Source organism: Actinomadura opuntiae (genome assembly GCF_030283205.1).
In the GTDB taxonomy this organism is placed as follows: Bacteria; Actinomycetota; Actinomycetes; order Streptosporangiales; family Streptosporangiaceae; genus Spirillospora.
In genome coordinates this window covers 49,302-75,692 of record NZ_JASNWF010000032.1, presented here as the reverse complement: position 1 = coordinate 75,692, position 26,391 = coordinate 49,302, and the positions used below count along the sequence as shown (strand labels likewise).

Annotated in this window: 26 protein-coding genes; 22 read left to right on the top strand and 4 right to left on the bottom strand. The window is 73.5% G+C overall.

Annotated elements, in window-relative coordinates:
- Position 1: 1 nt before the first annotated feature.
- The 7 genes from QP089_RS44085 (at position 2) to QP089_RS44055 (ending at position 7,497) form a co-directional block, all read left to right on the top strand.
- Positions 2 to 262, top strand: a complete 261-nt coding sequence (locus tag QP089_RS44085; protein ID WP_285920540.1) for a glutaredoxin family protein — start codon at positions 2 to 4, stop codon at positions 260 to 262.
- Between the two features lie 359 nt (positions 263 to 621).
- Positions 622 to 1,365 carry a redox-sensing transcriptional repressor Rex gene (locus QP089_RS44080; RefSeq protein WP_285920539.1) on the top strand — a complete coding sequence of 248 codons (744 nt, stop codon included), beginning with the start codon at positions 622 to 624 and terminating at the stop codon, positions 1,363 to 1,365.
- Positions 1,362 to 3,026: a glutamyl-tRNA reductase gene (locus QP089_RS44075; protein ID WP_353070686.1), complete on the top strand. Its 1,665-nt coding sequence runs from the start codon at positions 1,362 to 1,364 to the stop codon at positions 3,024 to 3,026. The genes QP089_RS44080 and QP089_RS44075 overlap by 4 nt, the downstream gene beginning before the upstream one ends.
- 118 nt (positions 3,027 to 3,144) lie before the next feature.
- Positions 3,145 to 4,014 (top strand): hydroxymethylbilane synthase, encoded by an 870-nt coding sequence (gene hemC, locus QP089_RS44070; protein WP_446474140.1) that lies wholly within the window; start codon positions 3,145 to 3,147, stop codon positions 4,012 to 4,014.
- Complete coding sequence (locus QP089_RS44065; RefSeq protein WP_446474139.1) at positions 4,011 to 5,651, top strand: bifunctional uroporphyrinogen-III C-methyltransferase/uroporphyrinogen-III synthase; 1,641 nt, start codon at positions 4,011 to 4,013, stop codon at positions 5,649 to 5,651. Before hemC ends, QP089_RS44065 begins: the two co-directional genes overlap by 4 nt.
- Positions 5,652 to 5,701: 50 nt before the next feature.
- Positions 5,702 to 6,685: a porphobilinogen synthase gene (gene hemB / locus QP089_RS44060; protein ID WP_285920537.1), complete on the top strand. Its 984-nt coding sequence runs from the start codon at positions 5,702 to 5,704 to the stop codon at positions 6,683 to 6,685.
- 173 nt (positions 6,686 to 6,858) lie between these two features.
- Positions 6,859 to 7,497 (top strand): bifunctional DNA primase/polymerase, encoded by a 639-nt coding sequence (locus QP089_RS44055; protein WP_285920536.1) that lies wholly within the window; start codon positions 6,859 to 6,861, stop codon positions 7,495 to 7,497.
- Between the two features lie 27 nt (positions 7,498 to 7,524).
- Here the strand turns inward: QP089_RS44055 and QP089_RS44050 are convergent, their stop codons facing one another.
- Positions 7,525 to 9,225 (bottom strand): serine/threonine-protein kinase, encoded by a 1,701-nt coding sequence (locus QP089_RS44050; RefSeq protein WP_285920535.1) that lies wholly within the window; start codon positions 9,223 to 9,225, stop codon positions 7,525 to 7,527.
- A 136-nt stretch (positions 9,226 to 9,361) separates the two neighbouring features.
- Here QP089_RS44050 and hemL point away from each other — a divergent pair, with 136 nt between their 5' ends.
- Complete coding sequence (gene hemL / locus QP089_RS44045) at positions 9,362 to 10,654, top strand: glutamate-1-semialdehyde 2,1-aminomutase (RefSeq protein ID WP_285920534.1); 1,293 nt, start codon at positions 9,362 to 9,364, stop codon at positions 10,652 to 10,654.
- 7 nt (positions 10,655 to 10,661) lie between these two features.
- Here the strand turns inward: hemL and QP089_RS44040 are convergent, their stop codons facing one another.
- Positions 10,662 to 11,534 (bottom strand): 4-hydroxy-tetrahydrodipicolinate synthase family protein, encoded by an 873-nt coding sequence (locus QP089_RS44040; RefSeq protein ID WP_285920533.1) that lies wholly within the window; start codon positions 11,532 to 11,534, stop codon positions 10,662 to 10,664.
- A gap of 5 nt (positions 11,535 to 11,539) precedes the next feature.
- Positions 11,540 to 12,472: an EamA family transporter gene (locus QP089_RS44035; protein WP_285920532.1), complete on the bottom strand. Its 933-nt coding sequence runs from the start codon at positions 12,470 to 12,472 to the stop codon at positions 11,540 to 11,542.
- Positions 12,473 to 12,544: 72 nt separating this feature from the next.
- On the opposite strand from QP089_RS44035, the gene QP089_RS44030 reads away from it, so the two are divergent.
- The 9 genes from QP089_RS44030 (at position 12,545) to QP089_RS43990 (ending at position 21,703) form a co-directional block, all read left to right on the top strand.
- Entirely contained in the window at positions 12,545 to 13,459 is a 915-nt protein-coding gene (locus QP089_RS44030) for a LysR family transcriptional regulator (protein WP_285920531.1), read from the top strand.
- Between the two features lie 75 nt (positions 13,460 to 13,534).
- Positions 13,535 to 15,352 (top strand): serine/threonine-protein kinase, encoded by a 1,818-nt coding sequence (locus QP089_RS44025; RefSeq protein WP_285920529.1) that lies wholly within the window; start codon positions 13,535 to 13,537, stop codon positions 15,350 to 15,352.
- Positions 15,353 to 15,364: 12 nt separating this feature from the next.
- Complete coding sequence (locus tag QP089_RS44020) at positions 15,365 to 16,003, top strand: histidine phosphatase family protein (protein WP_285920528.1); 639 nt, start codon at positions 15,365 to 15,367, stop codon at positions 16,001 to 16,003.
- 48 nt (positions 16,004 to 16,051) lie between these two features.
- Positions 16,052 to 16,642 carry a TlpA family protein disulfide reductase gene (locus QP089_RS44015; RefSeq protein WP_285920527.1) on the top strand — a complete coding sequence of 197 codons (591 nt, stop codon included), beginning with the start codon at positions 16,052 to 16,054 and terminating at the stop codon, positions 16,640 to 16,642.
- Between the two features lie 10 nt (positions 16,643 to 16,652).
- The gene (locus QP089_RS44010; protein ID WP_285920526.1) at positions 16,653 to 17,393 is read left to right on the top strand and encodes a cytochrome c biogenesis CcdA family protein; all 741 of its coding nucleotides are present in this window, start codon (positions 16,653 to 16,655) and stop codon (positions 17,391 to 17,393) included.
- A gap of 27 nt (positions 17,394 to 17,420) precedes the next feature.
- Positions 17,421 to 19,202, top strand: coding sequence for a cytochrome c biogenesis protein ResB (resB, locus tag QP089_RS44005; protein WP_285920525.1), 1,782 nt, complete (start codon positions 17,421 to 17,423; stop codon positions 19,200 to 19,202).
- Positions 19,203 to 19,206: 4 nt separating this feature from the next.
- On the top strand, positions 19,207 to 20,199 hold the full coding sequence (gene ccsB, locus QP089_RS44000) for a c-type cytochrome biogenesis protein CcsB (protein WP_285920524.1): 993 nt from the start codon (positions 19,207 to 19,209) through the stop codon (positions 20,197 to 20,199).
- Positions 20,200 to 20,384: 185 nt separating this feature from the next.
- On the top strand, positions 20,385 to 21,359 hold the full coding sequence (locus tag QP089_RS43995; RefSeq protein WP_285920523.1) for a hypothetical protein: 975 nt from the start codon (positions 20,385 to 20,387) through the stop codon (positions 21,357 to 21,359).
- Between the two features lie 47 nt (positions 21,360 to 21,406).
- Positions 21,407 to 21,703: a hypothetical protein gene (locus QP089_RS43990; RefSeq protein WP_285920522.1), complete on the top strand. Its 297-nt coding sequence runs from the start codon at positions 21,407 to 21,409 to the stop codon at positions 21,701 to 21,703.
- Positions 21,704 to 21,884: 181 nt separating this feature from the next.
- Here the strand turns inward: QP089_RS43990 and QP089_RS43985 are convergent, their stop codons facing one another.
- On the bottom strand, positions 21,885 to 22,088 hold the full coding sequence (locus QP089_RS43985) for a BldC family transcriptional regulator (protein ID WP_151543245.1): 204 nt from the start codon (positions 22,086 to 22,088) through the stop codon (positions 21,885 to 21,887).
- Between the two features lie 257 nt (positions 22,089 to 22,345).
- On the opposite strand from QP089_RS43985, the gene QP089_RS43980 reads away from it, so the two are divergent.
- The 5 genes from QP089_RS43980 to QP089_RS43960 all read left to right on the top strand — a co-directional run bounded on the left by QP089_RS43980 (position 22,346) and on the right by QP089_RS43960 (position 26,391).
- On the top strand, positions 22,346 to 23,308 hold the full coding sequence (locus QP089_RS43980; protein ID WP_285920521.1) for a threonine ammonia-lyase: 963 nt from the start codon (positions 22,346 to 22,348) through the stop codon (positions 23,306 to 23,308).
- A 76-nt stretch (positions 23,309 to 23,384) separates the two neighbouring features.
- Positions 23,385 to 23,624 (top strand): DUF4229 domain-containing protein, encoded by a 240-nt coding sequence (locus tag QP089_RS43975; RefSeq protein ID WP_285920520.1) that lies wholly within the window; start codon positions 23,385 to 23,387, stop codon positions 23,622 to 23,624.
- Positions 23,625 to 23,696: 72 nt separating this feature from the next.
- Complete coding sequence (locus QP089_RS43970) at positions 23,697 to 24,398, top strand: demethylmenaquinone methyltransferase (protein ID WP_285920518.1); 702 nt, start codon at positions 23,697 to 23,699, stop codon at positions 24,396 to 24,398.
- 135 nt (positions 24,399 to 24,533) lie between these two features.
- On the top strand, positions 24,534 to 25,790 hold the full coding sequence (locus QP089_RS43965) for a geranylgeranyl reductase family protein (RefSeq protein ID WP_285920517.1): 1,257 nt from the start codon (positions 24,534 to 24,536) through the stop codon (positions 25,788 to 25,790).
- Between the two features lie 241 nt (positions 25,791 to 26,031).
- Complete coding sequence (locus tag QP089_RS43960) at positions 26,032 to 26,391, top strand: NADH-quinone oxidoreductase subunit A (RefSeq protein WP_285920516.1); 360 nt, start codon at positions 26,032 to 26,034, stop codon at positions 26,389 to 26,391.

Below are 26,391 nucleotides of genomic sequence, written 5' to 3'. Positions count from 1 at the left end.
CATGGCGTCCGACGTCCGCATCACGCTCCTGGGCAAGCCCGGCTGCCACCTGTGCGACGACGCGCGCGCCGTCATCGAGCGCGTCGCCTCCGAGCTGGACGTGCCGTGGGACGAGCGGGACATCACCCGGTCCGAGGAGGACACCCGCGAGTACTGGGAGCAGATCCCGGTCACGCTGATCAACGGCGTCCAGCACGACTTCTGGCGGGTCGACGAGAACCGGCTCCGCGACGCGATCGCCAGGGCCCGCCGCTCCTCCTGACCGCGCGTCCGACCGGGGTCCAGAACCCGGTTCGGAAAGCGGGCGGGTCCGGAACCGGGGTTGGGACGGGGCTGGAACGCGGTTCCGGAAATGTCTCATCGGTCACACCGTGCGGCGGCGCGCCGGACGGCCCGCAGGCCGGTACGGTCACGAAACCCGCTGCTGGGCGGGCCTCGCGCGGCGCCGCGCCGGCCGCCCGCCGGGCCCGCCGGCCGGGGGGCACTTTGTGCGCGTATTCACAAAGGCTTAACCTGATGGGTAGCCCTGGGGCGGTCCGGCCGCGGCCGTGCGGCCGGCCACGAGCCGGGGTGAGGGGTTCTCGGGCCCCGCCCCCAGCGTCGAGCCCCGAAGAGCAGGCCGTGACAACCCGACAGAACCGCAATCACCGCGACCGCGCGGACCGCGGCATCCCCGAAGCCACCGTCGCGCGCCTCCCGGTCTACCTGCGGGCCCTCACCGGCCTCCAGGAGCGGGGTGTGGCGACCGTCTCGTCCGAGGAGCTGGCCGCGGCGGCCGGCGTGAACTCCGCCAAGCTCCGCAAGGACCTGTCCCACCTGGGCTCCTACGGCACCCGGGGGGTCGGCTACGAGGTCGAGTACCTCGTCTACCAGATCTCGCGCGAGCTCGGCCTCACCCAGGACTGGGTGGTCGCCATCATCGGTGTCGGTAACCTGGGCCGTGCATTGGCCGGTTATGGCGGATTCGCGTCCCGCGGCTTCCGGGTGGCCGGCCTGCTCGACGCCGACGAGGCGATCGTCGGCCAGGAGATCTCCGGCATGACCGTGGAGCACACCGACCGGCTCGAGGACGTGATCGCCGATCACGGGGTGTCGATCGCCGTGATCGCGACGCCGGCGGCCGCCGCCCAGGGGGTGTGCGACCGCGTCGTGGCCGCGGGGGTGACGAGCGTGCTGAACTTCGCGCCCGTCGTGCTGTCGGTGCCCGAAGGGGTGGACGTGCGCAAGGTCGACCTGTCCATCGAGTTGCAGATCCTCGCGTTCCACGAGCAGCGCAAGGCCGGGGGGCCCGGCGACTACGCCCCCCTGGCGAGCGGCGACGCCCCTCCCGGCGCCACGCAGTACGTAGAGGCGGTTGAAGCATGAGCGTTCTTGTCGTCGGGCTGAGTCACCGGAGCGCGCCCGTGCCGGTGCTGGAGCGGACGGCGGTCACCGGGGACGACCTGGCGAAGCTGCTGCACGCGGTGCACGAGTCCGCGAACGTCGCCGAGACGGCGATCGTGTCGACGTGCAACCGGGTCGAGATCTACGCGGTCGTCGACAAGTTCCACGGCGGCGTCTCGGCGATCTCCGAGCTGCTGGCGCTGCACTCCGGCGTCCCGCTGGACGAGCTGTCGCGGCACCTGTACGTGCACTACGAGGAGCGGGCCGTCCAGCACGTGTTCGCGGTGGCGTGCGGGCTGGAGTCGATGGTCGTCGGCGAGGGCCAGATCCTCGGCCAACTGCGCAAGGCGTTCCGGCTCGGCCAGGACGAGGGGACGCTCGGCCGCGACCTGCACGACGTGCTGCAGCAGGCGCTGCGGGTCGGCAAGCGCGCGCACGCCGAGACCGGCATCGACCAGGCCGGAGCGTCGCTGGTCAGCGTGGGCCTGGAGGTCGCCGCGCAGCATCTCGGCCCGCTGGACGGGGTGCGGGCGCTGGTCGTCGGCGCGGGGTCGATGAGCTCGCTGGCGGCGGCGACGCTGAGCCGCGCCGGGGCCCGCGAGGTCGTGGTCGCCAACCGCACGCACGCCAACGCCGTCCGGCTGGCGGAGTCGCTGGAGGTCCCGGCCCGCGCGGTGGAGCTGGCGGGGCTGGACGCGGCGCTCGCCGAGGCCGACCTGGTGGTGTCGTGCACGGGCGCGACGGGCCTGGTGCTGACGGCGGCGCAGGTGATCGCGCAGGGCGTCGGATCGGACGGCCGCGACCGCTTCTTCCTGGACCTCGCGCTCCCGCACGACGTTGACCCGGCCGTCGGCGCGCTGCCCGGCGTGCGGCTCGCCGGGCTGGACGAGCTGCGCACCGCGCAGGAGGCTGCGCGGGCGATCGGCCCGGAGGCCGTCGAAGCGGTCCGGCGGATCGTCCGCGACGAGGTCGAGGCGTTCCTCAGCGCCGCGCGCGCCGCGGCGGTCGCGCCGACCGTGGTGGCGCTGCGCACCAAGGCCGCCGCGGTGGTCGAGTCGGAGCTGACCAGGCTCGCGGGCCGGCTGCCCGAGCTGGACGAGCGGGCCGTCCGGGAGATCCAGCAGACCGTCCGGCGGGTCGCCGACAAGCTGCTGCACGCGCCGACCGTCCGGGTGAAGGAGCTGGCGGCGGCGCCGGGCGGCGACTCCTACGCCGACGCGCTGCGCCGGCTGTTCGACCTGGACCCGAAGGCGCCGGTGGCGGTGGCGCGCGCCGACATGAGCGCCGAGGCCGACGACGCGGAGCCGCCGGCCGGGAGCGCCTCGGCCCCCTGGAGCGGTTCCGCCCGTACGGTGGTGGACGGCGCGCGCGGCGCCGGCGGGCCCGCCGGCGGAGCGCGGGTCGCGGACGCGGCGAAGGCCGAGGAGGTCGCCCGGGTGACGCGGGTGGAGTGCGCCGACGCCGACTGCGTGAGCACCGCGCCCGCGGACGCCGCGCCGGAGACCATGAGCGCGGACACCGTGAACGCCGAGACCGGCAACGCCGAGACCGTGAGCGCGGACACGGTGAACGCGCAGGCCGCGAGCGTCCGGGCGGTGAGCGCCCGGGACGGCGCGCCGCGCGGTGAAGGAGAGCAGTCGTGAACGCGGGTGACCGGGTGTCCGCCCGCCCCGCCGAGCGTGGGAGCAGGGCAGTGAGCGGAGCAGCGCATTGAGTACCGCCGGGAGGGGCCCGCTGCGGCTCGGCACCCGCAGGAGCCTGATGGCGATGACGCAGTCGCAGCAGGTCGCGGACGCATTGACCGAGCGCACGGGGCATGCCGTCGAGCTGGTCGGGGTAACGACCGAAGGTGATGTCTCCAAGGCGCTGCTCGCCCAGATCGGCGGGACGGGTGTCTTCGTCAACGCGCTGCGCGACAGGCTGCTGGCCGGTGAGGTGGACTTCGCCGTGCACTCGCTGAAGGACCTGCCGACCGGGTCCGCCGCGGGGATCGCGCTCGCCGCGACCCCGCCGCGCGACGACCCGCGCGACGCGCTGTGCGGCCCGTGCAAGCTCGCCGACCTGCCGCGCGGCGCCCGCGTCGGCACCGGCTCGCCGCGCCGCGTCGCGCAGCTGCGCGCGATGCGCCCGGACCTGGACGTCGTGGCGATCCGCGGCAACGCCGACACCCGGCTGCGCAAGGTCGCCGACGGGGAGCTGGACGCGGTGGTGCTCGCGCACGCGGGGCTGCGCCGGATCGGCCGGCTGGACGCGGTCGCCGAGGTCTTCGACCCCGACCAGATGCTGCCGGCGCCCGGGCAGGGGTCGCTCGCGCTCGAGTGCCGCGCCGACCGGGCCGACCTGCGCGCCCTGCTTGGAACGGTCGACGACCCGATGACCAGGGCCTGCGTCACCGCGGAGCGGACGGTGCTGGCCGTCCTGGAGGGCGGTTGCTCCGCGCCCGTGGGAACATACGCTGCCGAGGTAGAAGAAGAACTGCATCTGACCGCCGCCGTCGCCGCGATCGACGGGAGCAGGCAGATCAGGCTGTCCGCAAGCGGCCACCCGGACGACGCCGTGCAGCTGGGACGCGATCTCGCGGACCGGCTGCTGGCGCAGGGGGCCGACCAGTTGATGGGGGAGCGCGATTGAGCCCCGCTAGCCAGAGCCCCGCCCGCCCGGGGGCCGCCGGCCAGGGCGCCGCCGGATCGACCACGGCGGGCCGGCCGAGCCGTACCGCCGACCCGGGCACGGTCGCGATCGTCGGCATGGGCCCGGGCGACCCGGGCCTGCTGACGCTGCGCGCCGCCGCCGAGCTGGAGCGCGCCGACACCGTCGTGGTCAGCCGCGCGCACTGCCCCGCCGACGTGCTCGCGCACTGCCGCGCGGACGTGGAGATCCTCGACACCGCCGACGGCGACCCGGTGAAGCTCGCCTCGCGCGCCGCCAAGGCGGGCCGCCGCGTCGTCCGGCTGTTCCACGGCGACCCCGGCGTCGTCTGCGGGCTGGCCACCGAGGGCGCCGCGCTGCACAAGGCCGGGGTGCCGTTCGAGGTCGTCCCCGGCGTGTCCGCCGTGACCGGTGTGCCGGGCTATGCGGGCATCCCGCTGACCGATCCCGAGCACCGCGAGTTCCGGTTCGTGGACGCCTCCAACGGCGGCGTCGACTGGGAGCAGTTCGGCGGGTCCGACGCGACGCTCGTGATCTTCGGTGCGGAGGGCGCGGTCGCGGAGGTCGCCAAGGGCCTGGTCGCGGCGGGCCGTCCCGACTCCACTCCCGCCGCGATGACCAGCCTCGGCACCACCACCGAGCAGGAGACGGTCGTCTCCACCCTGCAGCGGCTCGCCTCCGACACCAAGGGCATGGAGGCCCCCGCGATGATCATCGTGGGGGACGTGGTCGGCTGGCGCGACAAGCTGTCCTGGTTCGAGACCAAGCCGCTGTTCGGCTGGCGGGTGCTGGTGCCGCGCACCAAGGAGCAGGCCGCGTCGCTGTCGGACCAGCTGCGCGGGTACGGCGCCGTCCCCGACGAGGTACCGACGATCTCCGTCGAGCCGCCGCGCACCCCGCAGCAGATGGACCGTGCCGTCAAGGGCCTGGTCACCGGCCGCTACGAGTGGGTGGTGTTCACCTCCACCAACGCGGTCAGGGCCGTCCGGGAGAAGTTCGTCGCCTACGGGCTGGACGCCCGCGCGTTCGCCGGGCTGAAGGTCGCCGCCGTCGGCGAGCAGACCGCCGCCGCGCTCGTCGAGTTCGGCATCCACCCCGACCTGACCCCGTCCGGGCAGCAGTCCAGCGAGGGCCTCGCCGAGGTGTGGCCGCCCTACGACGAGGACCTCGATCCGATCAACCGGGTGCTGCTGCCGCGCGCCGACATCGCCACCGACACCCTCATCGCCAAGCTCACCGAGCTCGGCTGGGAGTGCGAGGACGTCACCGCCTACCGGACGGTCCGGGCCGCGCCGCCGCCCGCCCCGATCCGCGAGGCGATCAAGGGCGGCGGGTTCGACGCGGTGCTGTTCACCTCCTCGTCGACGGTGAAGAACCTGATCGGCATCGCCGGCAAGCCGCACAACGTCACGGTGATCGCGGTGATCGGCCCGCAGACCGCCAAGACCGCCGAGGAGTACGGGCTGCGCGTCGACGTGATGGCGCCCAAGCCCTCGGTATCGGCGCTCGCCGAGGCGCTCGCGGAGTACGGTGCCAAGCGGCGGGCGGCCCAGATCGAGGCCGGCGACCCGCTGCGCAAGCCCAGCCAGATGCGCCGGGGAGCCCGGCGCCGCAAGTAGAAGCCTGCTCACCGGTGCCCGGCACGGCCGGGCACCGGGAAAGAGGGATCATGTCTGCTCAGTTCCCCGTCGCGCGGCCGCGGCGGCTGCGGCGCACGCCCGCCCTGCGCCGGATGGTCGCCGAGACCCGGCTCAGCCCCGCCGATCTGGTGCTGCCGATGTTCGTCAAGGAGGGCATCACCGAGCCGCAGCCGGTGGCGTCCATGCCGGGCGTGATGCAGCACACCCGCGACAGCCTCCGCAAGGCCGCGCACGAGGCGGCCGAGGCCGGCGTCGGCGGGCTCATCCTGTTCGGGATCCCCGCGGTGAAGGACGGCACCGGCTCGGCCGCCGACGACCCCGGCGGCATCGTCCAGTTGGCCTTGCGCGACCTGGCGTCCGACCTCGGCGACGCCACCGTCGTCATGACGGACCTGTGCCTGGACGAGTACACCGACCACGGGCACTGCGGCATCCTCACCCCCGGCGGCGAGATCGACAACGACGCGACCCTGGAGCGGTACGCCTCCATCGCCGTCGCGCAGGCCGCCGCCGGGGCGCAGGTCGTCGGGCCGTCCGGGATGATGGACGGCCAGGTCGGCGTGATCCGCGAGGCGCTCGACACGGCCGGCTACACCGACATCGCGATCATGGGGTACTCGGTGAAGTACGCCTCCGCGTACTACGGCCCGTTCCGCGACGCCGCCGAGTGCGCCCCCCAGTTCGGCGATCGCTCCACCCACCAGCAGGACCCCGCCAACGCCGACGAGTCGCTCCGCGAGGTCTTCCTCGACCTGGACGAGGGCGCCGACATGGTGATGGTGAAGCCCGCCGGCGCCTACCTCGACATCGTCCGCCGCGTCCGCGACGCCGTGGACGTCCCGGTCGTCGCCTACCAGGTCAGCGGCGAGTACGCGATGATCGAGGCCGCCGCCGAGAAGGGCTGGATCGACCGCGACCGCACGATCATGGAGTCGCTGATCTCGATCCGCCGCGCGGGCGCCGACCTCACCCTCACCTACTGGGCCACGGAAGTGGCGAAGAAGCTCCGCTGACCCGGGAACCGGCCCCGGGAACCCCGTGCGACCGGCGGAGGAAGGCTCCGATGATCACGGGCGGGTAGTTACTTAGGGTCGTTTTGGCGGGGGCGCCGTGTCTGACGTGCGGGGGCGCGGGCATCATCGTCTATCAAGAACCCACGTTCGACCTTGGGTATTGGGGGGCGGAGATGCTGGCGGTCTCGGGGAACAGGCGGCAGCGGGCGGCGCGCGACCGGATGGCCTCGGCCGCCCTGGACTACGCCGCGATGGGCTGGCCCTGCTTTCCCGGCGCGCATCCGCCCGCCGCCGGTGACCGGTCGTGCTCGTGCGACCGGATCGGCTGCCCGGACCCGGCGGCGCATCCGGTGTCGGCGGCGTGGGCGCACCAGGCCTCGGCCGACCCGGACCGGATCCGGCGGTGGTGGGCGCAGCGCCCGCAGGCCAACATCATCCTGCCGACCGGCCGGGTCTTCGACGCCTTCGACGTCCCGGCCGCCGCGGGCGCCGCGGCGCTCGACCGGATCGCCCGCGAGGGCCTGCCGGTGGGGCCCGTCGCGTCCCTGGGGGGCGAGCGGCACCTGTTCTTCGTCGCGACCCGCGGCGCGCCCGTCGACGAGGACGAGTGGTGGTCGTGCCACCTCGACACCTCGCCGGAGACCGTGACCGAGACGCCCGGGATGCGGTGGCACTGCCGCGACAGCTACGTGGTCGCCCCGCCGTCGCTGCTGGCGTCCGGCAAGGAGGCCGGGTGGCTGCGGCCGCCGCGGGGCGGGCCGCTGCCCGACCCGCTGCGGCTCCTGGAGGTCCTCGCCGACAGCTGCGACTGACGGCGGCCCCCGCCGCCGCGGGTGCGATCAGCGCGGCGGCTTGATGGCCTTGCGGCCCCAGCTGGAGTAGGACGTCGTGATGATCTGGTTGCGGCCCTTCGCCGGCCCGGCTCGCAGCCAGAGCTTGACGGGCCGGTACGAGCCGTCCAGCCTGACCGCGAAGCTGATCTGCTGGACGCCGGTGGCGCGTGCCATCTCCGCGTACAGCGCGCCCGACCCGGGCCGCTGCGCGAGCTTCGCGACCGGCGCCTCGCCCTTGTAGACGCCGCCCGCCTTGCTCAGCGTGCTCGCCGCCTCCAGCAGCGTCGTCACCGCGGACACCGAGCTTCCGCGCCGCACCTGCTCGGCCAGCCCCGGATAGCCGCGGCCGCCGGCCGGCGCGGGCCGCCACTTCTTGCCCGCCCGCACGTACACCCGATCGCCGACGACCACGGCCTGCATCCGCTTGCGGACGGCCTTGCCGGTTCCCCACATCCTCATGGCGTACGACGGCTCGGCGCCCTTGACCAGCCCGAAGTCGCCCTGGGCCGCGGCGGGCGCGCCGCAGCAGCCGGTCCGTCGGTAGGCGAACCGGGCGCCGGGCGCCTGGTCGGTCGCCTGGACGATGCGCGCGGCCAGCGGCGCCGGGTCGACGCCGCCGGGCGCCTGGGACGGCTGCGGCGTGCTGCTCTGCGCGGGCGACGGGGTGGGCGGCGGCCCGTCGTCGCCGCCGGAGTTGGCGAAGGCGACGCCGCCCGCGACCGCGCCCGCGACGACCAGCGCGGCGACGCCGCCGGCGATCCAGCGGGACCGGGAGCCGCCCGCCGGCTGCTGCCCGGTGGCGATGACCTGGTTGCGGCCGCTGCTGCGGGACGGCTTGGACCTGGGCGGCTCGGGCTGCAGCGCGGCCTGCGCCGCCAGCTCGGTCAGCCGACCGCGGCCCTGCGCCTCCCAGGACGGCCCGTACGCCGAGACGGCCGCCTCCTCGAGGGCGCCGAGGTAGTCCGCGGCGGACTTCGGGCGGCTCTCCGGGTCCTTCGCCAGGCCCTGCTCGATGAGCGCGCGCAGCGGGCCGGGGACCTCCTCGGCGGGGATCGGGGCCTCGCGGTGCAGGCGCGCCATGTTGCGTCCCGCGAACGGCGGGCGCCCGGTCAGGCACTCGAAGAAGATCGCGGTGGCCGCGTACAGGTCGGTTGCGACGGTCGCGGACGCCCCCTCCCACAGTTCGGGCGCGGCGTAGGCGGGGGCGAGCTGCGCCTCGGCGCCCGCCGGGGCGGTCGCGAAGTCGGTGAGCCGGGCGTTGCCCTCCCCGTCCACCAGCACGGCGGACGGCCGGACGGCGCCGTGCACGACGTCCAGGGCGTGCGCGGCGGCGAGCCCGAGCAGGACCCCGCCGAGCAGCGACAGGGCCGCGAGGGGGCCGGTGGGGCCCTGCGCGGCCAGCATCCGGCGCAGCGCGACGCCGTCGACGTACTGCATGACGACCGCGGCGCCCTCGGGGGCCTCCACGAAGTCGTAGAAGTCGGCGACGTTCGGGTCCTCCAGCTGGGACAGCGTGCGCGCGGCCGCGCGGAAGCGCGCCATGAACGCCTCGTCGGCGCGCAGCGCGCCGGCGAGGTACTTGATCGCGACCTTGGTGCTGGTCATGTCGTCGACCGCCAGCACCACCCGGCCCGCGGCGCCGTCGCCCAGTTCGCGCTCATGGGTGAAGCCCGGGACCGTCCAGCCGTTGACCACGGTGAAAGCCATCCCTCCGATACGGCGGACGCCGGTGAAGATAACGGGCGCCTCCCGACCGGGCGCCGATGTCGTACTTGGTGGAATATCGGCCCGTACCCGGCGAGGTCAAGCGCAGTCGCCGAACTGCAACTGAGAGACTGGAAACGTGACTGTGACCGATCGCTCCCAGCAGTTGTTCGAGCGTGCCGAGGGGCTCGTCCCCGGCGGCGTGAACTCCCCGGTCCGCGCCTTCGGCGCGGTGGGCGGGACGCCGCGCTTCATCGCCTCGGCGCGCGGCCCCTACCTGACCGACGCCGACGGCAACGAGTACGTCGACCTGATCTGCTCGTGGGGCCCGATGATCCTCGGGCACGCGCATCCGGACGTGGTGGCGGCGGTGCAGGACGCGGCCGCGCGCGGCACGTCCTACGGCGCGCCGACGCCAGGCGAGGTCGAGCTGGCCGAGGAGATCGTCGCGCGGACGTCGGTGGAGAAGGTCCGGCTGGTCAACTCGGGGACCGAGGCGACGATGTCGGCGATCCGGCTGGCGCGCGGCTTCACCTCCCGCTCGAAGATCGTGAAGTTCGCGGGCTGCTACCACGGGCACGTCGACTCGCTGCTGGCGGCGGCCGGGTCGGGCGTGGCGACGTTCGCGCTGCCCGACACCCCCGGCGTGACCGGCGCGACGACCGCCGACACGATCGTGCTGCCCTACAACGACGTCGCGGCGGTGGAGACGGCGTTCCACGAGTACGGCCACGAGATCGCCTGCGTGATCGCCGAGGCGGTGCCGTGCAACATGGGCGTCGTGCCGCCGCTGAACGGCTTCAACGCGCTGCTGAAGCGGCTCTGCGAGCGGTACGGGGCGCTGCTGGTGCTGGACGAGGTGCTCACCGGGTTCCGGGCGTCGCGGTCCGGCTGGTTCGGCATCGAGGGCGTCGCCGCCGACCTGGTGACGTTCGGGAAGGTGATGGGCGGCGGGCTGCCCGCCGCCGCGTTCGGCGGCCGCGCCGAGGTCATGGACCGGCTCGCGCCCGCCGGGCCCGTCTACCAGGCGGGCACCCTGTCGGGGAACCCGCTCGCCACCGCCGCCGGGCTGGCGACGCTGCGCGGCGCGACCGGCGAGGTGTACGCGGCGATCGACCGGGCGGCCGGGATCGTGTCGAAGGCGGCGTCGGAGGCGCTGGCGAAGGAGGGCGTCCCGCACTCGCTGCAGAACGCGGGCAACCTGTTCTCGATCTTCTTCACCGAGGGCGAGGTCGGCGACTTCGCCGCCGCGCAGCGCCAGAACGTCAAGGCGTACGCGGCGTTCTTCCACGCGGCGCTCGACCGCGGCGTCTACCTGCCGCCGTCGGCGTACGAGGTGTGGTTCCTGTCGGCCGCCCACGACGACGAGGCGATCGGCCGCATCCTCGACGCCCTCCCGCACGCCGCCCGCGCAGCGGCCCACGCGTCCTGACCGGCGATCAGTCGGGCAGGGCGCGGAAGGCGCGCAGGGCCTCGGTGACCGGGGCGGGGTGCGGGGCGTGCAGGGGGGCGCGGACTGCGGGGTCGTCGATCAGTCCGGTGTCGGCCAGGCACGCCTTCAGCACGGACGGCGACGGCTCGCTGAACAGGGCTCGTGCCAGCGGGAGGAGCGCGTTGTGCAGCGCCAGCCCGCGCGGCGCGTTGCCGTGCCGGGCCGCGTCCGCCATGTCCGCGTAGGCGCGCGGCGCCAGGCAGGCGGACGCGGCGACGCCACCGGACGCGCCGAGTTGCAGCATCGGGTAGATGTAGGCGTCGTCGCCGCACAGGACCGCCTTGCCGGTCCGCGCCGCGAGCATCTCCAGGGTGTCCTGGTCGACGGCGCCCGCGCAGTGCTTGATCCCGGCGACGCAGTCGAGCCCGAGCAGCCGGACGAGCGTCTCCCCGGACAGCGCCTTCCCCGTCCGGTAAGGGACGTTGTAGGCGATCAGCGGGACGTCCACGGCCGCGCCGACCGCCGCGAAGTGGTCGATCACGCCGTCGTCGGACGGGCGCAGGTAGTACGGGACGACGACGAGCAGCGCGTCGGCGAAGGGCGCGTGCTCGCGGGCCTCCCGGATCGTGTCCGCGGTGCCCATCGTCCCGGCGCCGACGATCAGCGGCGTCCCGTGCTCGATCGAGACGGCGCGGCACACCTCCAGCACCGTCCGCCGCTCCTCGGCGGTCAGCAGCGCGGCCTCGCCGGTGGTGCCGAGCGCGACGAGCCCGGCGGCGCCGTTGCCGAGGCAGTGCGCGGCGAGCCGTTCGAGGGACTTGGCGTCCACCTCGCCGGAGCGGGTGAACGGCGTCACCAGGGCCGCGTTGATTCCGTGCATGGCTCTCACCTCGTGTGGACGGGCTCCGCCGGCGGAGCCGCCTGGATGGGCGTGCGGGACGGGCGGAACCGCAGCCGGACGCTGCCCGCCGCGACCCCGCAGATGATGAGCGCGGCGCCGGCGAGGCGCGTCCCGTCCACGTGCTCGCCGAGGACCAGCGCGGCGGACAGCAGCCCGAACGGCGGGACGAGCAGCGAGTACATGGCGACGGTGCCGGCCTCGTAGCGGCGCATCAGCCAGCCCCAGACGCCGAACCCGACGAGCGTCGAGACGTAGGCGATGAAGGCCAGCGAGCTCACCCCGGCGACCGACAGGTGGTGCGCCGCGTCCGGCACCGCTCCCGGCCCCTCGAAGATCAGTGAGAGGGCGAACAGCGGGACGGGCGGGACCAGCGACATCCAGACCATGAACCCGAACGCGTCGACGGGCTCGGCGGTGGCCTGGTTCATCCGGCGCATCGCGACGTTCGCCAGCCCCCAGCTCGCCGCCCCGCCGACGCACAGCAGGAACGCCCCGACCGGACTCCCGCCCTCCCGCTGCGCGACGCCGAGCAGAGCGACGCCGGAGAACGCGACGACCATCCCGGCGACCTGCCGGGCGCCGAGCCGCTCGCGCAGCAGCACCCCGGCGAACAGCGCGGTGAAGATCGCCTGGACCTGGAGCACCACCGACGACAGCCCGGCGGGCATCCCGAGCCGCATCCCGATGAACAGCAGCGCGAACTGCCCGACGCCCAGCGGGAGCCCGACCAGCCACAGCCAGCGGACGGCGACCGGCGGGCGCCGGACGAAGAACACCGCGGGCAGCGCGGCGGCGGTGAACCGCAGCGCGGCGAGCAGCAGCGGCGGGAAGTCCTCCAGCGCGACCTTGATCGGGACGAAGTTGAAGCCCCAGATCGCGGCGATCAGCGTGGCCAGCAGGACGTGGCGCGGTCTCATGCCCCGATCGTCGCCCTCCCCTTATTTTAGGACAAGCTAGAATCTGTCGACATCTCGCTTTAGAATTGCTACATGCTCGATCTGGAACGGCTGCGCGCCCTGCACTCCGTCGCCACCTACGGCTCGGTCAGCGCCGCCGCCGACGTCCTGCACGTCACCACCTCCGCCGTCTCCCAGCAGCTCGCCAAGCTGGAGCGGGAGACCGGCCAGAAGCTGCTCGAGCGCAACGGCCGCGGCGTCCGGCTCACCGACGCCGCCGAGCTGCTCGTCGGGCACGCCGAGCGGATCCTCTCCCTCGTCGAGCAGGCCCAGGCCGACCTGGAGGCGCACCGCGGCTCGGTCGTCGGGCAGCTCACCGTCGCCGCGTTCCCCACCGCCGTCCGCGGGCTGATGCCGCAGACGCTGCCGCTGCTGCGCGCCGAGCATCCCGAGCTGCGCGTCCTGGTCCGCGAGGAGGACCCCCTGCACAGCATGCCCCTCGTCGTGCGCGGCGACCTCGACATGGCCGTCGTCCAGGACTGGAACAACGAGCCGCTGCCGCTGCCCGAGGGCCTGCACAAGGGCGCCATCTGCGACGACGTCGCCGACGTCGCGCTGCCCGCCGGCCACCCGCTCGCCGGCCGCGACAGCATCGAGCTGAAGGAGCTGGCGGGCGACCCGTGGATCAGCTCGGTGCCCGACAGCATCTGCTGCGACTGGCTGCTGCGCACCCTGCGCGCCACCGACAGCGAGCCCCGCATCGAGCACATGGCCTACGAGTTCGCCACCCAGCTCGCCCTGGTCGCCGCCGGGCTCGGCAACGCGATCCTGCCCCGGCTCGGCCGCTGCGACGTGCCGCCGGACGTCGCGATCGTCCCGCTGGCCGAGCCGCTGACCCGCCGCGTGTACGCGGTCTGGCGCGAGGAGGCCGCGCGCCGCCCGGCGATCCGCGCCGCCGTCACCGCGCTGCGCGCCGGCGTCCCCGGCACCGTCCAGCGCGCCGCCTGACGCCCCCGCCCCGGGACGGTTCGCCGCGCCGCCCGCGATTCGGTACCTTCTTCGCGATCTTGGTGGGAGGCGGCGATGAGCGGGTGGCGGATCGAGGGGTACGCCGAGGTGCGGGAGCTGGGCGCGGGCGCCCAGGGACGCGTCGTGCTCGCCCGGCACGAGCGGTCCGGCACCCCGGTCGCGATCAAGTACCTGGACGCGGCCGCGGGCGAGGACGAGCGGGAGCGGCTCCGCCGCGAGGCCCGGATGCTCGGGCGCGCCGAGAGCCCGCACGTCGCCCGCCTCTTCCGGCTCGTCGAGGGCCCCGAGGGCGCCGCGATCATCATGGAGGCCGTCGACGGGGTGTCCCTCAGGGAGCTCCTCGCCCGGCACGGCGCGCTCGGACCCGAGGCGTCGCTGTCGGTGCTGAAGGGCTCGCTGCTCGGCCTCGCCGCCGCCCACGCCCTCGGCGTCGTGCACCGCGACTACAAGCCCGCGAACGTCGTCGTCCCGGCGGACGGGCGCAGCCGGCTGGTCGACTTCGGCATCGCGACCCCGGCCGGGCAGGAGGCCGGCGGCGCCGGAACCCCGTACTACATGGCGCCCGAGCAGTGGGACCGGCACACCGCCACGCCCGCGTCGGACGTGTACTCCGCAACCTGCGTGTTCGTCGAGTGCGTCAGCGGCGACCGGCCGTTCAGCGGGAACCGCGCCGAGCTGATGCGGGCCCACCGCACGGGCGCCGTCCCGGTCGAGGCCGTCCCCGAACCCCTCCGCCCCCTCGTCGCGCGGGGCATGGCCAAGGACCCCGCCGACCGTCCGCCGAGCGCCGCCGCGTTCGTCGACGACCTGGAACGGACGGCCCTCGAGGCGTACGGGCCGGACTGGGAGACGCGCGGCGTCCGCGCGCTCGCCGCGTCCGCCGTCGCGCTCGCGGCGCTGTTCCCGCTGGCCGCATGGGTCGTCCCGGGCGCCGCGTCCGCGGCCGGCACCGCCGCCGCGCCGGGCGCCGCGCACGCGGCCGGCCAGGCCATCGGCCAGAGCGCCGCGAGCAACGCCGCGGGCAAGGCCGGCGCGGCGAGCGCGATCAAGGCGTTCTTCGGCGGCGCGGGCGGCATCGCCACGGCCGCCGCCGGAACGGCCGTGGTCGTCGGCGCCGGTGCCATCGCCGTCCAGCAGATCACCAAGGACGACCCGGCGCCGCGTCCCACGGTCACCCGGCCCGTCGCGGCCGTGGCGTCCGTCCGGGACTGCCCCACCACCGACGGGCTCGGCAACAAGGTCACGCCGTCGCCCGGCCCAGCGCAGGTCCGCCTGCCCGAGCAGGTGAAGCTGCCGAAGGACGCGGCCGTCTACAGCCTCGGCGAGGGCCGCCACCTGATCGGCCCGGCCTCGACAGGGTGCTCCGGATCGACGGGCGCGAACGCCGGCTACACCACGATCGGCGACTCGAAGACGCTCCGGATATCGCAGAACTGGCAGGGATCCATCGGCAACATCGCCGACCAGGTCTGCAAGTACTTCCCGGACTCACCGGAGGCCGCGAAGGCGAAGCGGAACTTCGGCCCCTGCACGTCCGCCGTGCACGACCGGCAGGACGTCCCGACGGGGGCGCCGGCGCTGCGGCTGGCGCTGGCGACCGAACAGCCGACCGAGCAGCCGCCACCGTCGCCGTACGTGATGGTGACCCTCGTCACGATGGGGTCCAACGGGCTGCCCTCGCCCGTCACCTGCCTGGCGCCCGCCGCGCGCGCCGACATGTGCGACGCCGCGCTCACCTACTGGTTCGTCCAGGCGACGAACGGCACGAAGATCGCCAAAGCCGACCTCGACCGGGTCGCCGCCCGCATCACCGCCTACGTCCGGTCCGCGGGGGCGCGGGCCGTGGACGGGTTGGACGGGCAGCGCGGGTAGCCTGATCGGGCCATGACTGACACGACGATCGTTCACCTGCTGCGGCACGGTGAGGTGCACAATCCCGAAGGCGTCCTGTACGGGCGGCTGCCCGGCTACCGGCTCAGCGAGGACGGCGTCCTCATGGCCAAGGCCGCAGCGAAATGGTTCGCCGACCGGGACGTCACCGCGCTGTTCTCCTCGCCGATGCAGCGGGCGCTGGAGACCGCCGCGCCGCTGGCCGACTCGTTCGACCTGCCCGTGACGGTGGACGATCGGCTGATCGAGGCCGAGAACCACTTCGAGGGCCTGACCTTCGGGGTGGGGCCGGGCTCGCTGCGCCGCCCCGAGCACTGGCGCTACCTGGTGAACCCGTTCCGGCCGTCGTGGGGCGAGCCGTACCGGCAGATGGCGGCGCGGATGCGCGCGGCGGTGGTCCGGGCGCGGGAGGCGGCGCGCGGCCACGAGGCGGTGTGCGTCAGCCACCAGCTGCCGATCTGGATCCTGCGGCTGCACGCCGAGCACCGCCGGCTCTGGCACCACCCGAACCGGCGGGAGTGCGCGCTGGCCAGCGTGACCAGCCTCACGTTCGAGGGCAGCCGGCTGGTCGGGGTCGGGTACCGCGAGCCCGCCGACGGGATCGCGAAGGGCCCCAGTGTCGCGGGTGCCTGACGGCACCGCTAGGTTGTGTACTACGTCCTGTAGTAGTAGGAGGGTCCGTTGAGCCCCCGAATCTCCCACGCGCGCGCCGCCGCCGCTGCCGTCGCGCTCTGCGGGCTGCTCGCCGGCTGCGCGGGAACCGGTTCGGCCAAGAGCGGCCCGGACGGCAACGACAACCGGTTCATCTCGGGCGACGGGAACGTCACGCAGTACCAGCCGGGGCAGCGCAAGACCCTGCAGGAGGTCGCCGGCCAGACGCTCGACGGGCAGTCGTTCAAGCTCGACTCGCTCAAGGGCAAGGTCGCGGTCGTCAACTTCTGGGCGTCGTGGTGCGCGCCCTGCCGCGGCGAGGCGCCGTCGCTGGAGCAGATCTACACCGCGAACAAGGCCAAGGGCGTGGAGTTCCTCGGCGTCAACTTCAAGGACTCCAAGGACAACGCCAAGGCGTTCGAGCGCAAGTTCAAGGTCACCTACCCGAGCCTGTTCGACGGGGACGGCCAGGTGACGCTGGCGTTCCGGGAGGTGCCGCCGAGCGCGATCCCGAGCACCCTCGTCCTGGACCGGCAGGGGAAGATCGCCGCGCGCGTCATCGGCGCGACCACCTACTCCAAGCTGAACTCGCTGGTGACGAAGGTGCTCGCGGAAAAATGAGCGCGGCGCGGTGAACGTTGACGAGACGGTGACGAGCGGGTCGCTGGTGGCGGCGGCGCCGCTGGCGGCGCTCGCCGGGCTCGTGTCGTTCCTGTCGCCGTGCGTGCTGCCGCTCGTCCCCGGCTACCTGTCGTACGTGACGGGGATGACGGGCGCGGACCTCGCCGAGCAGCGCCGCGGCCGGCTGCTGTCCGGCGTGCTGCTGTTCGTCGCGGGCTTCACCGTCGTGTTCGTCAGCTACGGCGTGGCCTTCGGCGGGCTCGGCCGGTGGCTGCTGGAGTACCAGGACCAGATCACCCGGGTGCTCGGCGCCGTCACGATCGTCTTCGGGCTGGCCTTCATGGGCCTGATCCCGGGCCTGCAGCGGACGATGAAGTCGGGCCGGCTGCCCTCGGCGGGCCTGGCCGGGGCGCCGCTGCTCGGTGCGCTGTTCGCGCTCGGCTGGACGCCGTGCATCGGGCCGACGCTCGGCGCCGTCCAGTCGCTGGCGATCAGCGAGGCGAGCGCCACCCGCGGCGCGCTGCTGTCGCTGGCGTACTGTGTCGGCCTCGGGGTGCCGTTCGTGGTGACGGCGGTCGCCTACCGCCGCGCGCTCGGCGCCTTCGGCGCGGTGAAGCGGCACTACCCCCTCGTCATGCGGATCGGCGGGGGCATGCTCGTCCTCATCGGGGTGCTGCTGGTGAGCGGCCTGTGGGGCGACCTGAACATCGAGCTGAAGTCGTGGATCAGCGGCTTCGAGCCGGTTCTCTGATGCCGACGGATCGGCAGAGGCATTGATATGAGCGACATCAAGGACATCGAAACGGGCACCCAGGCGCCCGCCGCGCGGCAGGCCCCCGAGGAGGTGCCGCGGCCCCGGGGCATCGGCCCCCTGGGCTGGCTGCGGTGGGGCTGGCGGCAGCTCACCACCATGCGCACGGCGCTGATCCTGCTGTTCCTGGTGGCGCTGGGCGCGGTGCCCGGGTCTGCGCTGCCGCAGCGCGGCCAGGCCCCGGAGAAGGTCGCGGCCTACCTCGCCGACCACAAGACGATCGGCCCGGTCCTCGACAAGCTGTCGATGTTCGACGTGTTCGCCGCGCCCTGGTTCGCGGCGATCTACATCCTGCTGTTCGTGTCGCTGGCGGGCTGCGTCATCCCGCGCGCGGTGAAGCACTACCAGTCGATGCGTGCCCGCCCCCCGGCGGCGCCCCGCAACCTGGACCGGCTGCCGCAGTCGGTGACGTACGAGACCGACGACGCGCCCGAGGACGTCCTCGCCGAGGCCCGCAAGGTGCTGCGCGGGCGCCGGTTCCGGGTGGACGTGTCGGGCGGCGCCGCGTCCGCGGAGAAGGGCTACCTGGGCGAGACCGGCAACCTCGTCTTCCACCTGGCGCTGCTCGGGCTGCTCTTCGCGCTCGGCGCGGGCAACATGTTCGGCTACCGCGGCAGCGTGCTGATCACCGAGGGCAAGACGTTCGCCAACTCGCTCGGCCAGTACGACGAGTTCACCCCGGGACGGCTCTTCGACGACGGCGACCTCGCCCCGTTCACCATCGGCCTGGACGACTTCAAGGCCAAGTACGAGCTGGAGGGCGACAAGCGCGGGCAGGCCACGGCGTTCGACGCCTGGATCCACTACCGCGACAAGCCGTCCGGCAAGGACGAGAAGTACGACCTGCGGATCAACCATCCGCTGAAGGTCGGCGGCACGAAGGTGTACCTGCTCGGGCACGGCTACGCGCCGAAGTTCACCGTGAAGGACGCCAAGGGGAACGTCGCCTTCCAGGACACCGTCCCGTTCCTGGAGATGGAGCCGCGCAACCTGACGTCCGAGGGCGTCATCAAGGTCCCCGACGCCGAGCCCGACCAGCTCGCCTTCTACGCGATCCTGTGGCCGACGGCGGTCGCCAGCCCGGACGGCAAGCAGATCGTCTCGGCGTTCCCCGGCGCGCTGCGCCCGGTCATCACGCTGTCGTCGTTCAAGGGCGACCTCGGCCTGGACTCCGGCACCCCGCAGTCGGTGTACAAGCTGGAGGGCATCGGCAAGACCCTCCAGCCGATCAAGGGCGGGGAGAAGCTGCTGGAGCCGGGGGAGACCTTCAAGCTCCCGGGCAACGCGGGCTCGATCACGTTCGACGGGATGGCGGAGTACGCGACCCTGTCGGTCAACCACGACCCCGGGCGCATCCCCGCGCTGATCGCGGCGGTGCTGGCGGTGCTGGGCGTGGCGACCTCGTTCCTCGTCCGGCGGCGCAGGGTGTGGGTCCGTGCGGGCGCCGGGAAGGGCGGGCGTACGGTGGTGGAGGTCGGCGGGCTCACCCTCGGGAACCCGACCTCGGAGTTCGACGACATCGTGACCGCCCTGCGCGGCCCCGGCGGCGCGGGCGACGGGCCGGAGACCTCCGGGCAGGACGAGAGCGGATCACGGCAGGACGAGGCCGGACGGGACACCGGACCGGACGACGCCGCGCGGGACGACGGCGGCACCGGGCGGGACGGCACCGGGCCGGAACAGAACGGGTCCGAAGCGGAACCAGGCGCCGATCGGGGTTCCGGGTCGGCAACCGAACCGAAGGAGTGACGAGGTGAGCAACGCCGACCTCGCGAACCTGAGCGACAAGCTCATGCTGACCACCGTGGTGCTGTACATCGTGGCGCTGGTGGCCTACGCGGCCGATCTCGGCTTCGGCCGCCGCTCCGCGGCGGTCGCCGACGGCGAGAGGGCCGAGGCGAAGGTCCTCGTCGGCGCGGCCGGCGCCGAGACCGTCGAGGAGGCCCCGGCCAAGGCCGCCGCCGCAGGGGAGGCCGGCGAGGACGACGAGCCCGAGCGCCGGCGGACCGACTGGGCGCGGCTGGCGATCGTGCTGAACGTGCTCGGCTGGGCGTCGCACCTCGGCATCCTGGTGACCCGCGGCATGGCGGTGCACCGCTGGCCGTGGGGCAACATGTACGAGTTCATGACGGCCCTGTCGTTCGCCGCCGTGACCGCGTTCATGGTCGTGGCGCTGCGGTACAACGCCCGCTTCCTCGGCGCGTTCGTGATGGCCGCCGTGGTCATCGCGCTCGGCGTCGACAACATCTGGCTGTACGACTCGGCGGGCCCGGTCAGCCCGGCGCTCAACTCCTACTGGATCGCGATCCACGTCACCGCCGCGATCATCGCGACCGGCTCGTTCACCGTGGCGGGCGCCGCGACGATCCTGTACCTGCTGAAGACCCGCGCGGAGGGCGGCGCGGCCGGCGCCGGCACCGGGGTGCTGTCGCGCATCCCGTCCGCCGAGGACCTGGACCGGCTGTCGATGCGGGTGACGATGTTCGCCTTCCCGATCTGGACGGCCGCCATCATCATGGGCGCCATCTGGGCCGACCAGGCGTGGGGCCGCTACTGGGGCTGGGACCCCAAGGAGGTCTGGTCCTTCGTCACCTGGATCGTCTACGCCGCCTACCTGCACGCGCGCGCGACCGCCGGCTGGAAGGGCCGCAAGGCGGCGATCCTGTCGCTGGTCGGCTTCGCCTGCCTGCTGTTCAACTTCTTCGGCGTCAACTACATGTTCTCGGGCATGCACTCCTACGCCTGAGCACGGTCCGAGCAGTCATCGGGGACCGCGGCCACCGTTTCGGCGGGCGCCGCGGTCCTCGCACATCCGCGCCCGCCCGATTCGCGGTGACTCGCGGGGATGACGCCGTGTCGGGTTCCGGCTTACCCTGCCTCGGGGGCCCACTCGCTCGGCGACACCGCGGGCCCCGCTGACAGAGGAGCCCGATGCGCTTCAAAGGCGTCCACCGAAAGCCCCGGGAGCTGAGGAATCGGGAGGCCTCCCGGGGCGCGGCGGTCCGCAGGGACGACGCCGCGTACGCGCCGTCGCCGCCGGACGCGGGGCAGCGCCCCGAGCCCGGGCACGTGCGGCCGCGCAGCAACCAGCCCCGCGACAGGTTCGGCCGGTTCCGCAAGGCGGGCCGCGACGACGACTTCGCGCTCGCCCCCGGCGCCGACGGCCCGGACACCGCCGAGCCGCGCACCGGACGGTACGGGCGGCGCGGCGCGGGCCGTCCGCGCGCCGGCGACTACGCGTGGAGCGACTTCGAGCTCGACGACGCCCTGCGCGCCGAGCCGCACCCGCCGGGCATGCCGCACGCCGCCGACGGCCGGCGGCACTGCGGGGTGCTGGAGAGCGTGCTGTACCGGCAGTGGGACGCGCGGCAGGGCCCGCCGACCCCCGAGGTGATCCGGGCCGTCGACAGCCTGGCGTCGCTGCCCGAGCCGCTCAAGGAGAAGCTCGCGGGCGGCCTGGACGGCATCTACGTCGGGCCGGGCGGCGTCCCGCAGCTGGACGACATGGGCCACCTGCGCGACCGTCCGCTGCCGTCCGGCCGCGCGACCTGGGACATCTGCGCCGGCGCCTACGGCGACCGCAAGATCATCGTGGGGGACCGGCCGTCGCCGACCCCGGACGTGATGCTGCACGAGGTCGGGCACGCGCTCGACGACATCGACGGCGAGGGCGGCGGGTGGACCTCCGACAGCCCCGCCTTCCGGGAGCTGTACGAGCTGTGCCGCCCGCACCTGGCCAGCGACTTCCACAAGCAGCCCGACGCGCTCGGCCGGCGCGAGTTCTTCGCCGACGCGTTCTCGGCGATCTCCTCCCGGCAGCGCCCGGCGCTGGTGGATATGCTCGCCGGCAACATCAGGACGGCACTGGAAGTCATGCTCTTCTTCAACCGCAGATACGGCATCTAGGACACCGCGATGCCGGCGAAGGCGATGGACTCCGAGGGTGATCGACGATGTACGTGATCCGGCTCCCCGACGGCACGCTCCGGGTGCCCCACAGCGTCCTCGCCGGCTCCGACGACGACCGTCCCGGGGACGACGACGGTCCGGACGCGGACCGGGAGCGGGGCGGGCGGATCATCGCCGACGCCTACGTGGAGATCGGCCCCGGCGACCCCGACTACGACCGGCTCCTCGCCCGGTCGCTGACCGAGCAGGAGCTGGCGGACAGGCGGCGCCGCTGGCGGGACGAGGACGCCGAGCTGGCGCGCCGGTTCGAGGAATGGCGGGCCGGCGAGGCGGAGGAGTAGCCGTGCCGATCGCGCGGACCCGGGCCGGACGGACCGCCCGCGCGCACCGATCCGGGCGGCGCTCCGGAGCCGGTGCCGTTCGAGGGGACGACACCCCGCATCCCCCGGTCGGCTTACGCCGGGGTCAGTGTCGTTCGAGGGGGGACGACACCCCGCATCCCCCGGTCGGCTTACGCCGGGGTCAGTGGACCGAGTGCTCGGCGACCGGTTCCTCGCCGCGCAGCAGCGCGTGGACCTCGGACTCCCGGAACCGGCGGTGTCCGCCGGGAGTCCGGATGCTGCTGATCCGGCCGGCCGCGGCCCACCGGGTGACCGTCTTCGGATCGACCCGGAAGAGGGCGGCGACTTCCCCTGGGGTCAGCAGGCGCTCGCTCGTGCTCTCCACGTTTTCTCTCCCCCTTTGTCCCGCTCTCGGCGCGGGTGGACTGTTTAACAGTGTGGCGGGTCAAGACCGATTTCTCCCTTGTTTTCGCAAAACATCACGCTGCGTAGTGACCCGAGCAGCAGGGATGACGGTCGGTGCTCGCCACCCCGGTCTCCGGGGGCTCTCACACCACACTTGACCTGCCGTGTCACGCCCGCAACGCCGTCCTGACAGCCGCGTGAACGGTCCGCCGCGGCGGACCCAATACGCTCGGGACCATGTCCGATCTTGTTTCGCTGCCGGAGATCGAGCGCGCCGCCGAACGCCTCGCCGGCGTCGCGCTGCGCACGCCGCTCGTCCCCTTCCCCGGCGCCGGCGACGGAGCCCTGCTGGTGAAGGCCGAGTCCCTGCAGCCGATCGGCGCGTTCAAGCTGCGCGGTGCGTACGCAACCATCGCGTCCCTGCCCGAGGAGCAGCGCGAGCGCGGCGTCGTCACGCACTCCAGCGGCAACCACGCCCAGGCCGTCGCCTACACCGCCCGCGCGCTCGGCATCCCCGCCGTCCTGGTCATGCCGCACACCACCCCCGGCGTGAAGGTGGACGCCTGCATGGCGCTCGGCGCCGAGATCGTCTACGTCGAGCCCACCTCGCAGGCGCGCGAGGAGACCGCGGCGAAGCTCGCCGCCGCGCACGGCTTCACCCTCGTCCCGCCCTACGACGACGCCCGGATCATCGCCGGTCAGGGCACCGCCGGGCTGGAGATCGTCCAGGACCGCCCGGACGTGGACGTCGTGCTCGTCCCGGTCAGCGGCGGCGGACTGATCTCCGGCGTCGCCACCGCCGTGAAGGCGCTGCGCCCCGAGGCCAAGGTGATCGGCGTCGAGCCCGAGCTGGCCGCCGACGCCCGCGACTCGCTCCGCGAGGGCCGCCCCGTCACCTGGGACGCCGAGAAGACCGGCCGCACCATCGCCGACGCCCTGCGCGTCCAGCGCGTCGGCGACCTGCCGTTCGCGCACATGCAGGCGTACGTCGACGGCATCGTCACCGTCACCGAGGACGACATCCGCCGCACCATGCGCCGCCTCGCCCGTGAGGCCCGCCTGATCGCCGAACCCGCCGGCGCCGTCGCCACCGCCGCCTACCTCTACCACCGCGACGAACTGCCGGCCGCCGACACCTACGTCTCGATCCTCTCCGGCGGCAACGTGGACCCCGCACTCTTCCTCGACGTCCTGCGCTGACCCGCCCCACCGTTGGCGGGGATTCCAGGGGGTCGCTCCCCTGGGTCAACACCACCGGGGGTACTCTCGGAGGGTCATGCGTTCCGTACTGCTTTACACCGCCGCGCGGCTGGCGATCTTCGTGGCCACCGCCGGGGTGCTCGCGCTGTTCGGGGCCCGCGGGTTCCTGCTCCTGATGCTGTCGCTGCTGATCAGCGGCATCGTCAGCTTCGTGCTGCTGTCGAACCAGCGGGACCGGATGTCGGCCGCGGTGACCTCCGGCCTGAGCTCCCAGCGCGCCAGGTTCCAGCGCGCGCAGACCAAGGAAGACGCCTAGCGCGCACCGTCCGGCATCGACCCGCATGGGCGCCCTCTCCGGCGCGGGCGGGGCGGCAATAGGCTGAGGTCCATGACCCGCGCCTCCTTGGATAAGAAGCCCGCCGACGTGGCGGCGATGTTCGACGGCACCGCCGAGCGGTACGACCTGCTGAACACGCTGATGACCGGCGGGCAGGACCGGCGCTGGCGGCGGGAGGCCGTCCGGGCGCTGGACGCGCGGCCGGGCGAGCGGATCCTCGACCTCGCGGCCGGGACCGGGACGTCCTCGGTGCCGTTCGCCGAGGCGGGCGCGCAGACCGTGGCCTGCGACTTCTCCCTCGGCATGCTCCGGGTGGGGGTGCGCCGGCAGGCGGGCGTGCCGCGGCTGAGCTTCGCGGCGGGCGACGCCCTGCGGCTGCCGTTCAAGGACGGCTCGTTCGACGCCGTGACGATCTCCTTCGGGCTGCGCAACGTCGCCGACACCGGCCGGGCGCTGCGCGAGCTGCGGCGGGTGGCCAAGCCCGGCGGGCGGCTGCTGATCTGCGAGGTCAGCCATCCGCCGAACGCGCTGCTGGCGCTCGGCCACAAGATGCACCTCAGGCACGGGCTGCCGCTGCTGGCCCGGGTCAGCTCCAACCCCGACTCCTACCGCTACCTCGCCGAGTCGACGCTCGCCTGGCCCGACCAGGCGGGGCTGGCGCGGCTCGTCCAGGACGCGGGCTGGACGAAGGTGCGCTGGCGCGACCTCACCTTCGGGGTCGCGGCGATGCACCACGCGATCAACCCCGGCTGATCGCGGCGCCGGTGGGTCGGGACCGGTCCAAAACGGAACCGGCCCAGAAGTACCCACCGGTCGTGATAAAGGAATAGACTCCCCACCGGATCCTTGTGAAGTACTTCACAAGCGAACGAGCTAAAGAGGAACGCCGTGACCGACTCCACCCGACACGCGGACGCCATCGTCGTCGGGGCAGGCCCCGCCGGATCGTCGACCGCCTACTGGCTCGCGCAGGCCGGGCTGGACGTGCTGCTGCTGGAGAAGGCCACCTTCCCGCGCGACAAGATCTGCGGCGACGGGCTCACCCCGCGCGCGGTCCGCGCGCTCATCGGGATGGGCGTCGACATCAACGACCCCGGCTGGGGACGCAACAAGGGGCTGCGCATCTACGGCGGCGGCGTCAAGGTCGAGCTGCCCTGGCCGGAGCTGGCGAGCTTCCCCGACTTCGGCCTGGTCCGCAAGCGCACCGACCTCGACCAGCTGCTCGCCGAGCACGCCGCGAAGGCGGGCGCGCAGCTGCTGCAGGGCTGCAACGTGACCGGCCCGATCGTCGACGAGCGCACCGACCGGATCAAGGGCGTCACCGCGACCTACGAGGGCGAGGAGGTCGAGTTCCACGCGCCGCTGGTCGTCGCGGCCGACGGCAACTCGACCCGGCTGTCGCTGGCGATGGGCCTGCGCCGCCGCGAGGACCGCCCGATGGGCGTCGCCGTCCGGCGCTACTTCCAGACGCCGCGCCACGACGACGAGTACATGGAGGCGTGGCTCGAGCTGTGGGACGGCGAGCGCCTGCTGCCCGGCTACGGCTGGGTGTTCGGCGTCGGCGACGGCACCTCCAACGTCGGGCTCGGCCTGCTCAACACCAGCAAGGCGTTCCAGAACGTCGACTACCGCGGCATGATGAAGCGCTGGTGCGCGCAGATGCCGGAGGACTGGCAGTTCGACGAGGAGCACGCGACCTCCAAGATCCGCGGCGCGGCGCTGCCGATGGGCTTCAACCGGCAGCCGCACTACACCCGCGGGATGCTGCTGGTCGGCGACGCCGGCGGCATGATCAACCCGTTCAACGGCGAGGGCATCGACTACGCGCTGGAGTCCGGCCGGCTGGCCGCCGACATCATGGTGCAGGCGCTGGCCCGCCGCACCCCGGCGCAGCGCGAGCGGACGCTGTACGAGTACCCGCGCATCCTGAAGGACGAGCACGGCGGCTACTTCACGCTGGCCCGCGTGTTCGTGCAGGCCATCGGCGACCCGCGGATCATGAAGTTCCTGACCGCGCACGGGCTGCCGCACCCCACCCTGATGCGGTTCACCCTCAAGCTGCTCGCCAACCTGACCGACCCGAAGGGCGGCGACGCGATGGACCGGGTCATCAACGCGATGCAGAAGGCGGCGCCGGCGGCATGAGCGAGGTCCGCACGCTCCCGAAGATATCGCCGTTCCCCGCGAAGCCGCAGGTGAGCGGACTACAGTGCATTACCCGACCCCCTGAGGGGAGTGCTATTGATCACCTTGGCTAGGGTGGCGACCCGTGCTCGTGAGAATTTTCACGAGCGTGCGCAGGGTCACGCCGCCGAGGCGCGCCGGTCCGGCCCCGGATCCCGCGCCCCGTACAGCGTCGTACGTACCGAGGAGGGGCGGTAGAGACATGGATCTCTATGTTCCGATCATCGTGCTGGGAGTGCTCGCCGCGCTGTTCGCCGTCGGCTCGGTGGCGATGGCCTCGCTCACCGGCCCCAAGCGGTGGAACCGCGCCCGGCTGGACGCCTACGAGTGCGGCATCGAGCCGACCCCGCAGCCGGTCGGCGGCGGGCGGTTCCCCGTCAAGTACTACCTGACGGCGATGCTGTTCATCGTCTTCGACATCGAGATCATCTTCCTGTACCCGTGGGCCGTCGCCTTCGACCACATGGGCATGTTCGGCCTTGTGGAGATGGTCCTCTTCATCGTCACCGTTCTCGTCGCGTACGCCTACATCTGGCGCCGCGGTGGTCTGGAGTGGGACTGA